This is a genomic window from Thauera sp. WB-2 (assembly GCF_027594845.1).
GTDB lineage: Bacteria > Pseudomonadota > Gammaproteobacteria > Burkholderiales > Rhodocyclaceae > Thauera > Thauera mechernichensis.
In genome coordinates this window covers 187,622-201,911 of sequence record NZ_CP088935.1, presented here as the reverse complement: position 1 = coordinate 201,911, position 14,290 = coordinate 187,622, and the positions used below count along the sequence as shown (strand labels likewise).

The window sequence follows — 14,290 nt, the reverse complement described above, 5'->3', positions numbered from 1 at the left end:
TCTCGCCCATGCCGGGCAGCTGTCCTTGGGGTTGGCCGCGCTCAGCGTGCTCAGTGCCGCCATCCCCGGCGTCCTTCTCGGTATCGTCGCAGCCTGGCGCGGCGGCTGGCTGGAGCGGGCCTGCAGAATGGCGAACGGGTGGAGTCCGGCGCATGTACCCAGGTCCTGAGTAAGCCACACCCCCCTAAACGCAAGCCCTGGTCGCCGCCCAGCCCGAGCGTTGGGCGCCGGGCTGCTTGAACGGCCGCCCGGCGGCGTCTCCGGAGGCGAGTTGCAGCGTGTTGCGCTTGCCCGCGCGCTGCTCCTCGAACCGTCACTGATCTTCGCCGACGAACCGACCTCCCGACTCGACCTGCTGACCCAGCAGCAGACCCTCGAGGTGCTGCTGAGAAGCGCTGAAGCGCGACAAAGCGCGGTGCTGCTGGTTACCCACGACCGCCATCTGGCGCGCTGGTTCAGCCCTGCACAGGTCATCCTCGATACCAGGTCGAACCCCGACACGACCGCCGACTCATCGCACGGAAGCGACCACTCGGTGCGCTCCCTGCCAGCCGGCGTGCCCCCGCTCAGCGCGGCGCTTCGGACTCCACAGGCCGCGCAACATCGCGCTCCTCGACGGGCGCCGGCTGCTGTTCGGTAACGGCATCTACGTCACTACCCTCGCCATCGGCAGCAGTCCCGGAGCGCTGCCGCACGCTGTCGATCGCACCCTTGCCAGCCTCCTTGAGGCGCTGCGCAGCATCTCGCGTGGCGTCGGCAATGCGCTGCGCCGCCTGCTCGGCAGCCTCCTTGGCATCGCGCACCATCGGCTCAGTGCCGGCCGCGGCCTCGGCACCCTTGCGCAGCTTGTCCTCGGTGGACTCGACCACGGCCTGGGCCGCCGCGGCACCGGCTTCGCCGAGCTTCTTCGCCGCCTCTCCCGCCTTGGCAGCCGCCTCACGTGCAGCTTCGACGGCTTCACGCCCAGCCTCCCGGGCGTCTGGCCTGGACTGATCCGCAACCGCAGCTGGCTCGACCGCCTCAGGGGCCTTGGAAGCCTCAGGTGCGACAGGTTCCGGGGCACAGCCCAACAGCAGGCTCATACCGAGGACGGACAGGAGGGGACGCATTACGCTCATGGTGTTCGCAGGACAAGGATGGACAGTGAAGGGTGCATCGATGAGGTTACGCATTCCGACACGGAAGACAACGCGCAAATTGCACACTGCAACATCCGGAAAGCAAAATGGGCCCTTGCGGGCCCATTTTGATGAAGCGATGAAACGCGCTTACTTGACGCGGTTCTTGTACTCGTCGGTACGGGTGTCGATCTCGATCTTGTCGCCGATCTCGACGAAGGCAGGCACCGGCAGCTCGAAACCGGTACCGATCTTGGCCGGCTTCATGACCTTGCCCGAGGTGTCGCCCTTGACGGCGGGTTCGGTATAGACGACCTCGCGCACCACGCTGTTGGGCAGCTCGACCGAAATCGCCTTGCCGTTGTAGAACACCACCTCGCACTGCAGGCCGTCCTCGAGGTACTTGAGGGCGTCGGTCATGTTCTCGGCCTCGACTTCGTACTGCTCGTAGTCGGCGTCCATGAACACGTACATCGGGTCGGCAAAGTAGGAGTAAGTGACTTCCTTGCGGTCGAGTACGACCACCTCGAACTTGTCGTCAGCCTTGTAAACCGACTCCGACGGCGCGCCGGTGAGCAGGTTCTTGAGCTTCATCTTGACGACTGCGGCGTTGCGGCCGGACTTGTTGTATTCGGCCTTCTGCACCACCAGCGGGTCGCTGCCGACCATGATGACGTTGCCCGAGCGGAGTTCCTGAGCGGTTTTCATGCTGTTTCCTGAATTGTTCGACGCGGCGCGCGGCCGCATGTCCTTGAAAAAATTAGCCCGCGATTTTACCTCGCGGCGCCGCGGATGTGGAAACAGAATTTTGTCAAGCGGCTGGCGAGATCGGCTGTCGATGCCAGCCGATCGCTCCAGCACCGCGCATGTCCTGCGATCACGGGCAGGGCCTGCTCCAGTGCGTGCCAGGCTTGGCCAGGCGCGATGTCGTCAGCCCCGTTCCAGGCCCGCCAGAAGTCTCCGAGGGCAGCGGCTGCACCTTCTTCCAAGCCATGACAGTAACGCGCCAGGAAGGCCTCGAGCTTCACGAGGTGGGCGTCATCCTGCTGTGCATAGATCTGCCACACCAGCGGCACTGCAGCCCATTGGGCGCGTACGAATGAGTCCTCGCCGCGAACGAAGTTCAGCGCACAGCTCCATAGCAAGGCGTCGTAACCCGCCTGGTCAGTGAATGGCAGCACACATGTCGTGAGCCGGCCGCGCTCGATACGCTGCCCGGCGTGCAGCGTATCGAGCCCAAGGCCGGCGGCCACATTGCCAAGGATGCGCGACTCCGGCACCAACAGGGCGACCGGGCGCGTGCCCTGTTGCCAGGCCTCGAGCAGGCCGGGCAGGGCAGCTTGCTCGTAGGCGAACAGCGAGATCCATAGCGTGTCATCCGCAAGGCTGCCCAATCCACGCTCGGCGCGCCATGCCGCCATACCCGCAGGATCGGACCTGAAACGCTCACGGCGGCCGATCAGGCCGGTCTCTCTCGGCAGGCCGCCGCTTGCCTCGTCGAAACCAGGGAAGAAGAAGTGCTTGACCAGAGGCAGGCGGGGATGCGGCGAGGCAAGGCCGTGACATCCCGCAACCCAGTCTTCGGCCGACAGATACTCGAGGTTGATCCATACCGGCCGCTCGGCGAGTTTCGCCATCGCCTGCAGATGAACTTCGGGCAGCTCACAGGCAAACGCCTCGATGACGATCTCGCCAGGCACGACGTCCGGGAAAGGCTGCACCCAGTGGCGGAACACCACCCCATCCACTTCGACTCCGCGCCCGGGATCGGCTGCGGCCGCAGCCGGGCAGAGCCGGCCGAGCACGGTCCAATCATCCACCCATAAACGAACCCGCTTGCCGTCGCGATCGGCAAGATCGCGCGCAATACGCAGGCAAACGCCGATATCCCCAAAGTTATCCACAACCTGACAGAAGATCTCCCACTTTGGCCGCTCGTGCAGCAATCTCACATCCATGCGGTGAACAATCCTGAGGGTAAGAAGAGGCGTGCTTGTGAACAACCGGGGCAAAAGGAAAACAAGCAGAATCGATGAACAATGAAGCCACAGGCCATACAAGCATTTCTCAACGCCTTGTTAGACCGGCAACACCCTTGCTGTGCTTGGCACCCGCCGATTTATCCACAGATTTCGCTCTACTGTTAACTTCTTTATTATTTAAATCAATATAAAAACAAAAGAACAAACCTACACCCTGCCAGCAGCAACCGTGCAAGTCCCGGCCTCCGGAAATCCATCCAGTTGGAGTGCATGCAGACCTCGCACCATCCTGCGGTTAGAATCGGGAACGATTCAGCCAAGGCAGGTACCCAGCACGGTTTCGCCGTTCTGGAGGCAACACAAGAGGATCCGACATTGACCAAACGAATCGCCATTCCGCTCCTGATTGGCCTGCTCTGCTCGGGTGCCCAGGCTGCCGGTAGCGGCATAAAGCCAGGCGCGGACGCGCTGCATGCAGAGGACGGGCTGCTCGATACCAGTCGTCACCACGTCAGGGGCTTCTCACTGTGGCTGGGCGAAACCGTCAACGACTGGTTTGGTGACCGGCCATTCGAGGACGGTGGCAAAGTCACACACGGCCGCCTGGGCCTGCGCACGCTATGGCGCCAGGACAATGGCTGGGATACGGGGGTACGCTTCCGTGCGCGCTTCGAATTGCCCAACCTCAAGGACCGCGCCTATCTGTTCATCGGTCGCCAGAACGAGCGCGAGCTGGTCACCGACCAGTCCGAGACCTTCACGCGCGAGCAACAGCTGCTGCTGGAGCGTCGGCGAGACGACCAGACGGGCTTTGCCGGATTGGGCGTGGCACTGCGCAAGAACCTGGATTTTCGGGTCGGTGTGCGTGGCAGCCTGAAAGCCTACGCGCAGGCGCGTTACCGCAAGCAGTGGGCGCTGAGCGATGCCGACAGGATCGAATTCCGCGAGACCGTGTTCTGGACCACACGCGACAAGTTTGGCTCCACCACTTCGCTTGATTACGAACACGCCTTCAACCCCAGGTTGTCGCTGCACTGGAACAACTCGGCGACGATCTCTCAGATCACCGACGACTTTGCCTGGGGTAGCGCACTCGGCCTGTTCCGTAGCTTCGGTGACGACAGGATGCTTTCCGGCGAACTGCTCGTGACCGGCGAGACCGGCAAGCGGGAGAACATCGGCGAATACGGCGCACGCATGAAGTGGGTACAGCCGGTCTATCGCGACTGGCTGATCGGCGAGTTTCTGGTCGGCCATTTCTGGCCGCAGCGCGAGGAGCGCGAACGCGAGCGCTCGTGGGCGGCGGGCGTCAACCTCGAGATGCGTTTCTGATCCGGCATTGCACGCGGATCACATGGATTCGGCAGCGGCCCGGATCGTCCTCGCGACGACCCGGGCCGCGATCCTTCAGGCATAGTCGGCGAGCTGCGCGAGGTCGGCCGCTTCCAGCCAGCGCCACTGCCCGGGCGCCAGCGCCGCGTCCAGCTCCAGGCCGCCGACCCGGCTGCGATGCAAGGCTTCGACCCTGTTGCCGGCAGCGCCGATCATGCGCTTGACCTGATGGTACTTGCCTTCGCAGATCGTCAGCCGCAGCGTGGTCGGGCTGGTGAGTTCGCAGGCGGCGGCAGCAATGGGAGCGGGTTCATCGTGGAGTTCGACGCCAGCCAGCAGCTGCGCGACAAAGTCCTCGCTCACCGCGTGCTTGAGCGTCACCTCATAGACCTTGGGCGTGCGCTTCTTGCCCGAGCTCCACTGGTGGATGAACTGGCCGTCGTCCGACAGCAGCAGCAAGCCCGTGGTGTCCTGGTCCAGCCGGCCCACGCACTGCACGCCGCGCGTCAGCAGCTGCGGTGGCAGCAGAGTGAAGATCGAGGGGTGGAAGGTCGGCTTGTGCGAGCATTCGTAACCGGCCGGCTTGTGCAGCACGACGTAGGCCTGGGCGCGAAAGCGCCACGGCGCCTCATCGACGCTGAACTCGAGTCCGGGCGAGCCATCCTGGCTGCCGGGGTCGAAGTCGGCCTGCGGGTCTTCACACGGGGTGCCGGCGACACTGACTAGGCCGGCGCGGATGAGGGCGCGGCATTCCTTGCGGCTGCCGAAGCCCTGGGCATGGAGTAGGCGTTCGAGTTGCATGGCGCGCATGGTATCCCGGCTCGGGGCGCGAGCGGGTAAACTCCCGGCTTGCCCGCGCGATGTAATCGGGCGCCCGGGAGAAGCCTGTGAAGTTCGAACACCTGATCGAGGTCAACGACCTCAACAACCCCCTGCAGGACCCGCTCACGCGCGAAGCGCTGTGGTTCGGCCTGCTGTGCCGTGCCGAGGATGCGCGTGCCTTCCTGCCCGGGCTGGAAGCCTGCCGTATCGTCGAGCGCCGCGACGACATGCTCGTGCGTGATCTCGACTTCGGCGCGGTCGTCATCCGCGACCGCGTTACCTTCGAGACCCTGCAGTGGATCTGCTTCGAGTCCGAGGCCACTGCGGACCATGCCGGCGGCAGCCTCACCATCAGCATCGAGGAGCCCCAGCCCGGCGCGCTCTTCCTGCGTTTCCGCTACCAGACCACACTACCCGAAGGCGGCGAGGACGCACGCTACGCCGAATTCGTACGTGCGGCCTACCACCGCTCCGACGTCGATACCGTGCGCGTCATCCGCATGATCGCCGAGTCGGGCGGCCTGGAGCAGTAGCCGAACCACGGCTGCACGCAGACCTCACTTCCATCCGCTTCCGCCATGGCCATGCGCCGTGGCCGGAGCGGGTACTCCATTGCATCTCATCAACAGGAAACATCCTCATGTGGTTCAAGAACCTTCAGATCTATCGCCTGCCTGCCGGCTGGGACATTGGCCTCGAGCGCCTCGAAGCGCAGCTTGCCAAGAAGCCCTTCCACCCCTGCGGCAGCCAGGACATGGAAAGCCGCGGCTGGCTGTCGCCGCTCGGCAACGAAGTCCTCGTGCATGCCGTGGGCGGGCAATGGCTGGTCTGCCTGGGCTTCGAGCATCGCCTGCTGCCTTCGGCCGTGGTCAAGCAGGAGGCCGATGAGCGCGCAGAGGAACTGGCCGAGCAGCAGGGCTACAAGCTCGGCCGCAAGCAACTGAAGGAACTGCGCGAGCAGATCACCCAGGAACTGTTGCCGCGCGCATTCACCCGCCGCCGCCGCATGTATGCCTGGATCGACCCGGTCAATGGCTGGCTGGTCATCGATGCGGCCAGCCAGAGCAAGGCCGAAGACATGCTCGAGCAACTGCGCCACACCCTCGACAGCTTCCCGCTCACGCTCCTGCGCACCGAGCTCTCGCCGATGTCGGCGATGGCGGACTGGCTGGCGGGCGGCGAAGCCCCCGAGGGGTTCACGATCGACCAGGATTGCGAACTGCGCTCGGTGAGCGAGGATAAGGCCGCAGTGCGCTATGTGCGCCACCCCCTTGAGGGAGACGAGGTCAAAGGCCACCTCGAAGCCGGCAAGCTGCCGACCCGGCTTGCACTGACCTTCGATGACCGCGTCAGCTTCGTGCTCACCGAGAAGCTGGAGATCAAGCGCGTGGATTTCCTGGACATCGTACGCGACCAGGTCGATGGCGATGCTGACGATGCCGAGGCCTTGTTCAACGCCGAGTTCGCACTCATGACGGGTGAGCTCGTGCATCTGCTGCCTGCAGTCGTGCGTGCCCTGGGCGGCGAACTCGCGAACATGGCGGTCGAATCCCAGGTCGATTCCTCCCTCGCTCCTGCTCCGTCCCCGGCGGCCGTGACGGCAGACGATCCTCCGTTCTGAGTCTTGCCCCGGACGATTCATGAAGGCGCTTCCAGGCTGAGGCTCCGGTTTGCGTGAGTTGGGCATGGTTCCTGCTGCTGCAGCTTGAAGGCGAGCGCTGACGCGTTCCTGGAGCAGCAGGAGCAACAGGGCTCGGGCCACAGGCAAGCTGGAACTCAGTTTTGGAGCAAATTCATGAAATCGATACAAGGGCGGATCGCCGCCCTCGGCAGCGCTTGCCTGTTGGGCACGGCGATCAGTCTGGTGATCTACGGTGTCGTTTCAGAGCGCAATACGCGCGAACTGGTCTCATCGCGCGTTGGCGATCTGATCCAGGAAAACACTGCCGAAAGCCTCAAGAATCTGGCCTGGGCACACGCAGGCGTCATTCAAAGCAAGTTCGACCTCGCGCTGGACGCCGCGCGGACCATGGCGCATGTCTTCGAGGTGGGCAAGAAGGCCGGCACCCTGGATCGTGACGGTATCAACGCCGTCCTGTACCACGTCCTCGTCAACAACCCTGAGTTCAACGGCACCTACTCGAACTGGGAGCCTGACGCGCTCGATGGCCTGGATACCATGTTCCGTACCGGCGAGGACGGCAACAATCGCCAGACCGGGCGTTTCACGCCGTACTGGAACCGTGGCCAGGACGGTCGGATCGCCGTCCAGCCCCTGGTCGAATACGACACCATGGACCGCCATCCGAACGGCGTGCTCAAGGGCGGCTGGTACATCGGACCGCGCGAGAACCACCGTGAAAGCGTACTCGATCCTTTCCCCTACATCGTGCAGGGCAAGTCGGTCTGGCTGACGACGCTATCGGTCCCGATCATGGTCGACCAGCGCTTCATGGGCGTTGCGGGTACCGACTACAACCTCGACTTTGTGCAGAAACTCGCCGAGCAGGCGGATCGCGAACTCTTCGGCGGGCAGGGCGAAGTCACGATCATCAGCAATGTCGGCCTTGTCGTTGCCGACAGCGAACACCCGGATCGCATCGGCCAGGCCTTCGCGCGCAGCAATGCAGACGACGCCGGGCTGCTCAAGGACGTCAAGGAAGGCCGTGCAAGGGGCTGGATCGACGAACGCGGCGGCACCATGAGCGCCATTGCACCGATCGTGCTCGGGCGCACTGAGCGGCCCTGGGCGGTGCTGGTGACGGTGCCGCAGGAGGTAGTGCTCGCCAAGGCCCAGCAGCTCGATCAGGAGATCCAGCAACGTGGCGAATCGAGCACGATCTGGCAGATCATGGTCGGGCTGGTCGTCACCGTGGTGGCGACCACATTGCTCTGGTTCGTCGCCGGCAGCATCGCGCGCCCGATCCGCGCCGCTGCCGATTTTGCCCGCGCAGTGCTGGCGGGTGATTTCTCGCGCCGATTCAGGCATGAATCCAAGGACGAAGTCGGACAACTGGCGACAGCGCTCGACGAGATGTCGCAGAGCTTGCTCGCCAAGGCCAGGCTTGCGGAACAGATCAGTGAAGGCAATCTCGACCTCAATGTCCCCTTGGCCTCCGAGCGCGACCAGCTGGGCTTGGCCTTGCGACAGATGCTCAATGGCCTCAATAACCTGGTATTCGAGTTGCAGGGAGGATCCGAGCGGATCAACGGCAATGCAGGAAAGGTGGCTGGTCTCAGCAAGACCCTGTCCGAAGGAGCGGCTCGCTCGGCCGCATCGATAACCGAGATCGCAGGCTCGATCGGGCAGATGAGCGAGCAGATCAAGCTCAATGCGCAGAATGCGACGCAGGCCGAGCGCTACTCTCAGGAATCCCAGGCTGCCGCGCGCGCAGGCAGCGAGCACATGGCCGAGATGACCGGGGCCATGAGTGAGATTCGTGCAGCGGGGGAGCGCATCAACGACATCATCAATGCCATCAACGAGATCACCATGCAGACCAATCTGCTGGCCCTCAACGCGGCAATCGAGGCGGCGCGGGCTGGCGAGCAGGGGCGTGGCTTCGCAGTGGTCGCCGACGAGGTCCGCAAGCTCGCGTCGCGCAGTTCCGAAGCCGCTGGCCAGGCTGCAACACTGATCGGGGAGTCGGCTGCCAAGACCGAGCGCGGTATCGAGATCGCCGCCCGCACCGCAGCAACGCTCAACGATATCGTGCTCAGTGCAGAACGCGTTTCTGGACTCATCTCCCGTATTGCCGGCGCGTCGCAGCAGCAGTCATCGTCGATTGACGAGGTCAACGTGGGCTTGGGGCAGATCGATGGTGTCACGCGGCGTACCAACGACAACGCCGGCGACTGCAGTGGTGCGGCTGGTGAGTTGCTGCAACAGGCCGAGAATCTCAAGAGCCTGGTTGGTCGTTTCCGAAGCAGGCAACAGGTCTGATTCGTTTGCAGCCGGTCTTCAAGGGCTTATGGAGGATACGGATGTTGGTGTACACAGCTTTTAAATATAAATAAAGACTGTAAACATAGTGTACCGACGTTTTCTGTTGATAAGCCACTTTTCAACTTACTAAACAATGGCTTGAAGTATGTAGAAGAAGGTGCACAGACGCTCGGTGAAGCTAGGACGGTTTGTTGATGAAAAACGCCCGGACGGTGACAGCCATCGTTATCCACAATCCGCGCCAGTGCCTGTGCACAGTTTGTTCACTCACCGAGGTTTGATTCCGCTCATTGTGTGTGGCCGTGCAAGGTGCAGAATCCGGTTCTTGCAGAACCGAACAAACCCTGAGGATCAGACATGAAGCTCAAGCACTTGAAGATGGGGCGCTCCCTGGCGATGGCTCTCGCGTTATCGACGATGTCGGCCGGCGCGATGGCGCAGAACTTCGTCACCAGCAAGGCTGAGGTCGAGCAGTTGTTGAGTGGAGCGACCTTCATCGGCGTCTATCTGCGTACCGAATCGGCCTACACACTCAAGTTCGGAACCGATGGCACGCTTACCGACACCACCGGTGCCAAGGCGCGCTGGTGGGTCGACGATGAGGCTCGCTACTGCCGCGAATGGCTGGATGGCAAGCTCAAGGGCAACACCGGCTGCATGAACGTGGAGCTCGAGGACGGCCAGGTCGCGCTGTATTCAGAGGGCAAGAAGGTGGTCGAGGGCATCATCGCCGGCAACTAAGGCCATGCGGCTGCTGATAGCCTATTCGACGGTGGATGGCCATACGCTCGAGATCTGCGAGCGCATCGCGGACATCGCGCGTGCGGCTGCCCACACGCCGGAGGTGGTCGAGATCGGGTCGGTGTCGGCGACGCAGGTGGCGACTTGCGACTGCGTCGTGATCGGTGCCAGCATCCGCTATGGCGCCCACCGTCCCGCAGTGAAGACCTTCATCGAGCGCTATCGAACCGAGCTCGAGGGGCGGCCGAATGCCTTCTTCTCGGTCAATGCGGTGGCGCGCAAGCCGCACAAGCGCGATGCAGACACCAACCCCTATGTGCGCAAGTTCCTGCGCCAGATCGGCTGGAAGCCGCAACGGGTAGCGGTGTTCGGCGGCAAGATCGAGTATCCGCGCTATGGGGTATTCGACCGCAGCCTGATTCGCCTGATCATGTGGATGACCGGCGGGCCGACCGACCCGCGCTCGGTCACCGACTTCACAGACTGGGCGCAGGTCGAGCGCTTCGCGCGTAAGCTCATCGCCTGATGGGGTGGCAGGCTTGGCCTGCCACCCTGCGGCGGTTGCTTCAGCCCAGCACTTCGCCGTGCTCGCGCGTGGCGTGGAACATCACCTTGGGCCACTTCTCGGCGGTCACTTCCAGGTTGTAGCGGCTGGTGGCGAGGTACACCGGGTTGCCGTCGATGTCCTTGCCCAGGCGTAGCGCCTGCTCGCGCTCGAAGTTGCGACGGGTGACGTCGTCGGGGAAAGTCAGCCAGCGCGCGGTGTGGATGTCGGCGGGCTCGAAGATCGCATCGACCTTGTACTCGTCCTTCAGACGCTGGGCGACGATCTCGAACTGCAGCACGCCGACCGCGCCGAGCAGCATCTGGCCGCCTTCGAGTTCGAAGACCTGGATCGCACCCTCCTCGCCCAGCTCCTGCAGGCCCTTCTGCAGCTGCTTGGACTTGAGCGGATCGCGCAGGCGGGCCGCACGGAACATTTCCGGGGAAAAGTACGGAATACCCTTGAAGCCGAGGTTCTCGCCTTCGGTCAGGGTATCGCCGATCTGCAGCTGGCCGTGGTTGTGGATGCCGACGATGTCGCCGGCCACGCCGTCCTCCATGATCACACGCTCGTTGGCCATGAAGGTGAGCACGTTGGCGAGCTTCATGTCGCGCCCTGCGCGCACGTGCTTGACCTTCATGCCGGCGCTGTAGCGGCCGGAGCAGATGCGGAAGAAGGCGATGCGGTCGCGGTGTTTCGGATCCATGTTGGCCTGGATCTTGAATACGAAGCCGGTGAAGGCGGGCTCGGCCGGCTGCACCATGCGCGTGCCACCATCGCGCGCCTGCGGCGGCGGTGCCCAGTCGATCAGCGACTGCAGGATCTCCTGCACGCCGAAGTTGTTGATGCCCGAGCCGAAGAACACCGGGCTCTGCTTGCCGGCAAGGAAGTCGTCGAGGTCGAAGGGCGGCGAGGCGCCGTCGATCAGCTCGACGTCCTCGCGCAACTGGCCGACCTCGAGCGGGAAGCGCTTGTCGAGTTCGGGATTGTCCAGGCCCTTGATGATCTCGCCGTCACTGCGGCGCTCTTCGCCTGGGGTGAAGGTCAGCACCTGTTGCTGCAGCAGGTGATACACGCCGCGGAAGGCCTTGCCCATGCCAAGCGGCCAGGTCACCGGCGCGCAGGTGATCTTGAGCACGTCCTCGATCTCGGCGAGCAGCTCGAAGGGCTCGCGCACTTCGCGGTCGAGCTTATTTACGAAGGTGATGATCGGCGTGTTGCGCAGGCGGCACACGTTGAGCAGCTTGATCGTCTGCGCCTCGACGCCCTTGGCGGCGTCGATCACCATCACCGCGGCGTCCACCGCGGTGAGCACGCGGTAGGTGTCTTCCGAGAAGTCCTCGTGGCCCGGGGTGTCGAGCAGGTTGATGGTATGGCCCTGGTACTCGAACTGCATCACCGAGCTGGTCACCGAGATGCCGCGCTGCTTCTCCACCTCCATCCAGTCTGATGTGGCGTGGCGGGCGGACTTGCGCGCCTTCACCGTGCCGGCGAGCTGGATGGCGCCGCCGAACAGCAGCAGCTTCTCGGTCAGCGTGGTCTTGCCCGCGTCGGGGTGGGAAATGATGGCGAAGGTGCGGCGCTTTTCGACATCGCGCAGCAGCTCGGGCGGGTAAGGGGTGGTGGTCATCGTGGCTCGTCGGCGAAAAGAAAACCGCCTGCGCGCGATGAGCGAGGCGGGACAAGCGCAATTCTACCAAGCAATCAGGAGCTTCCGACGCAGATGGAGTGCCGCCAGCCGCGAGGGGTCGAAGGCCGATCACGCTGGGGGTGCCGTCCCAGAAGCTCGCGACTTGCGTCGCTCCTACAAGGGCTTATGGGCCGCGCGGCTTTCCGTGTAGGAGCGGCGCCAGCCGCGAGGGGTCGAAGGCGATCACGCTGGGGGTGCCGCCCCAGAAGCTCGCGACTTGCGTCGCTCCTACAAGGGCTTATGGGCCGCGCGGCTTTCCACGTGGGAGCGGCGCCAGCCGCGAGGGGGCGAGGGAGATCAAGCACAGGTGGGCGAACCACGATGGCCCGCCCTCGTCCTTCAGCGCTGCTTGCCGACCTGATCGCCGATCACGCCGCCAATCGCGGCACCACCGACCGTGCCGAGGATGCCACCGTCGGTGACCACCGCACCGGCGACACCGCCCACGCCTGCACCGATCACGGCGCTCTTCTCGCGTGAGGACATGCCATCCCAGGTTGCACAGCCGGTTGCGGCGATGGTGATCAGTACAGCGGGAATGAGGGTTCGCATCTTCATGATTGCCTCCTTTGCGTTGTTGGAGAACAGCACGGCGTTTGGCGGAATGCTGTTTCATGCGAGCAGTATGAACAGCCGCAGCGCATGAAATTCCCGCGCAGCGTTTCAAGTTGTTTCCCGCGGTGGCAGCGGGACGCGTTCTGGAATGGGCTCCGATACGCATGTCTGGCGGGATCTCGGCTCATCGCTGGATGGCTTCGCGGTGCATCGGCCTGGAATACATTCCGATTCATGTCTGCGTCCCAGGCAAGTGTGTTGATCCGACTTGAGGCAATCGATCGCTACTTGTCTGTCCCCGCGCTGCGCGGCAGCATGTGGTGCTCATCAGTTGCCGGCCTGTAGCCATGTTCCTGCTCGATGCGTCACTTGCACAGTCCATCGTCGATCGCGCGATGCAGATCCTGCGCACCAACGTCAATGTGATGGACGAGCGCGGCCTCATCATCGCCAGCGGCGACCGCACGCGAATCGGTACCCGCCACGATGGCGCCTTGCTCGTGCTCGCCCAGGCGCGCACGATCGAGATCGACGAGGCCATGGCGAGCCGCTTGCAGGACGCACGGGCAGGCATCAACCTGCCCTTGCGCGCAGAGGGCAGAGTCGTCGGTGTGGTTGGCCTGAGCGGTGACCCGGCGGCAATGCGCGAGCATGCCGAGCTGGTGCGCATGGCGGCCGAGACCATGCTCGAGCAGGCGCAGTGGCTGCAGACGCTCGCGCGTGACGAGCGCTTGCGCGACGAACTCGTGCTGCAACTGATCGGTGTCGCACCCGCTGCGGCAGGCCTGGAGGTGTGGGCACATCAGCTCCGCATCGACCTTGCGCAGCCGCGGGCGGCAATACTTGTCGAGCTGGCCGACGAAGCGCTCGATGCGGATGGCTTGCTCGCCTGTCAGCAGCGGCTTCGCCGTGTGTTGGCATCGGCCGTGCCCGGGCTGTTGTGTGCGGCCGTCTCGTTGCGCGAACTGGCCGTGCTGTGGCCGCAGGCGGACGTCGACCGGTGGCCCGACGGGTTACGCGCGCTGCTCGATAAGCTACAGCTGCGCCTGGTGGATGAGGCTGGCGGCCCCGTGCGCCTCGCCCTGGGTGGCCATTTTGGCGGTAGGGAGGGCTTGGCGCGCGCCTGGCAATCTGCGCGCGCCACTCTTCAGGCAGGTCGACGCCACCGTCCGCAGGACGTCGTACTGTGCTACGACGAGCTCACACTGCCCGTCCTGCTTTCCGGCCTGGGCGAGGGCTGGCGCGCGGAGGAACTGCAGCGACCCCTGCGCAGGCTGGCCGAACATGACCGCGAAGGCCAGCTGCGGCGCACGCTCGCGACCTGGTTCGCCCACGACATGAAGGCAGTACCGAGTGCGGCAGCGCTGCATGTGCATCGAAACACGCTCGATTACCGCCTGCGCAAGGTTGGCGAGCTCACTGGGCTAGACCTCTCGCGCCTTGGCGATTGCCTGCTGCTGTTCATCGGCCTCGAACTCGATCGAAGCCTGAGTTTGTAATTAATCACAATTTATACTCTTATGAGACCGTTTTTATTGTGATTTAAGTGGAGGCGAGGGT

Annotated in this window: 14 protein-coding genes; 8 read left to right on the top strand and 6 right to left on the bottom strand. The window is 63.8% G+C overall.

Annotated features, from left to right (window positions below; translation table 11 throughout):
• Positions 1–220 precede the first annotated feature (220 nt).
• Complete coding sequence (locus tag LQF09_RS19625) at positions 221–640, top strand: ATP-binding cassette domain-containing protein (protein ID WP_333482874.1); 420 nt, start codon at positions 221–223, stop codon at positions 638–640.
• On the opposite strand, the gene LQF09_RS00810 is transcribed toward LQF09_RS19625, so the two are convergent.
• From LQF09_RS00810 to earP, 3 genes are all read right to left on the bottom strand, one after another.
• Positions 567–1,118, bottom strand: coding sequence for a hypothetical protein (locus tag LQF09_RS00810; RefSeq protein ID WP_270068913.1), 552 nt, complete (start codon positions 1,116–1,118; stop codon positions 567–569). The genes LQF09_RS19625 and LQF09_RS00810 overlap by 74 nt on opposite strands.
• Before the next feature lie 150 nt (positions 1,119–1,268).
• Positions 1,269–1,826 (bottom strand): elongation factor P, encoded by a 558-nt coding sequence (gene efp / locus LQF09_RS00805; protein WP_002932183.1) that lies wholly within the window; start codon positions 1,824–1,826, stop codon positions 1,269–1,271.
• 65 nt (positions 1,827–1,891) lie between these two features.
• Positions 1,892–3,076: an elongation factor P maturation arginine rhamnosyltransferase EarP gene (gene earP / locus LQF09_RS00800; RefSeq protein WP_270068912.1), complete on the bottom strand. Its 1,185-nt coding sequence runs from the start codon at positions 3,074–3,076 to the stop codon at positions 1,892–1,894.
• A 399-nt stretch (positions 3,077–3,475) separates the two neighbouring features.
• On the opposite strand from earP, the gene LQF09_RS00795 reads away from it, so the two are divergent.
• A complete protein-coding gene (locus LQF09_RS00795; protein WP_270068911.1) occupies positions 3,476–4,432 on the top strand; it encodes a hypothetical protein in 957 nt (318 codons plus the stop codon).
• 75 nt (positions 4,433–4,507) lie between these two features.
• Here LQF09_RS00795 and LQF09_RS00790 read toward each other — a convergent pair whose 3' ends face one another.
• Complete coding sequence (locus LQF09_RS00790) at positions 4,508–5,242, bottom strand: 16S rRNA pseudouridine(516) synthase (protein WP_270068910.1); 735 nt, start codon at positions 5,240–5,242, stop codon at positions 4,508–4,510.
• Positions 5,243–5,319: 77 nt separating this feature from the next.
• Between LQF09_RS00790 and LQF09_RS00785 the strand changes: the two genes are divergently transcribed.
• The 5 genes from LQF09_RS00785 to hemG all read left to right on the top strand — a co-directional run bounded on the left by LQF09_RS00785 (position 5,320) and on the right by hemG (position 10,467).
• The gene (locus LQF09_RS00785; protein ID WP_002932175.1) at positions 5,320–5,787 is read left to right on the top strand and encodes an SRPBCC family protein; all 468 of its coding nucleotides are present in this window, start codon (positions 5,320–5,322) and stop codon (positions 5,785–5,787) included.
• A 107-nt stretch (positions 5,788–5,894) separates the two neighbouring features.
• Positions 5,895–6,875, top strand: a complete 981-nt coding sequence (locus LQF09_RS00780) for a recombination-associated protein RdgC (protein ID WP_270068909.1) — start codon at positions 5,895–5,897, stop codon at positions 6,873–6,875.
• A 174-nt stretch (positions 6,876–7,049) separates the two neighbouring features.
• Positions 7,050–9,197, top strand: coding sequence for a methyl-accepting chemotaxis protein (locus tag LQF09_RS00775; protein ID WP_002932171.1), 2,148 nt, complete (start codon positions 7,050–7,052; stop codon positions 9,195–9,197).
• A gap of 360 nt (positions 9,198–9,557) precedes the next feature.
• The gene (locus LQF09_RS00770; protein ID WP_002932170.1) at positions 9,558–9,941 is read left to right on the top strand and encodes a hypothetical protein; all 384 of its coding nucleotides are present in this window, start codon (positions 9,558–9,560) and stop codon (positions 9,939–9,941) included.
• A gap of 4 nt (positions 9,942–9,945) precedes the next feature.
• Positions 9,946–10,467 carry a menaquinone-dependent protoporphyrinogen IX dehydrogenase gene (gene hemG / locus LQF09_RS00765; RefSeq protein WP_002943477.1) on the top strand — a complete coding sequence of 174 codons (522 nt, stop codon included), beginning with the start codon at positions 9,946–9,948 and terminating at the stop codon, positions 10,465–10,467.
• 40 nt (positions 10,468–10,507) lie between these two features.
• On the opposite strand, the gene LQF09_RS00760 is transcribed toward hemG, so the two are convergent.
• Complete coding sequence (locus tag LQF09_RS00760; RefSeq protein WP_002943480.1) at positions 10,508–12,115, bottom strand: peptide chain release factor 3; 1,608 nt, start codon at positions 12,113–12,115, stop codon at positions 10,508–10,510.
• 399 nt (positions 12,116–12,514) lie between these two features.
• The gene (locus LQF09_RS00755) at positions 12,515–12,733 is read right to left on the bottom strand and encodes a glycine zipper 2TM domain-containing protein (RefSeq protein ID WP_037983081.1); all 219 of its coding nucleotides are present in this window, start codon (positions 12,731–12,733) and stop codon (positions 12,515–12,517) included.
• Positions 12,734–13,077: 344 nt separating this feature from the next.
• Between LQF09_RS00755 and LQF09_RS00750 the strand changes: the two genes are divergently transcribed.
• Positions 13,078–14,229, top strand: a complete 1,152-nt coding sequence (locus LQF09_RS00750; protein ID WP_270068908.1) for a sugar diacid recognition domain-containing protein — start codon at positions 13,078–13,080, stop codon at positions 14,227–14,229.
• The last annotated feature ends 61 nt before the right edge of the window (positions 14,230–14,290 follow it).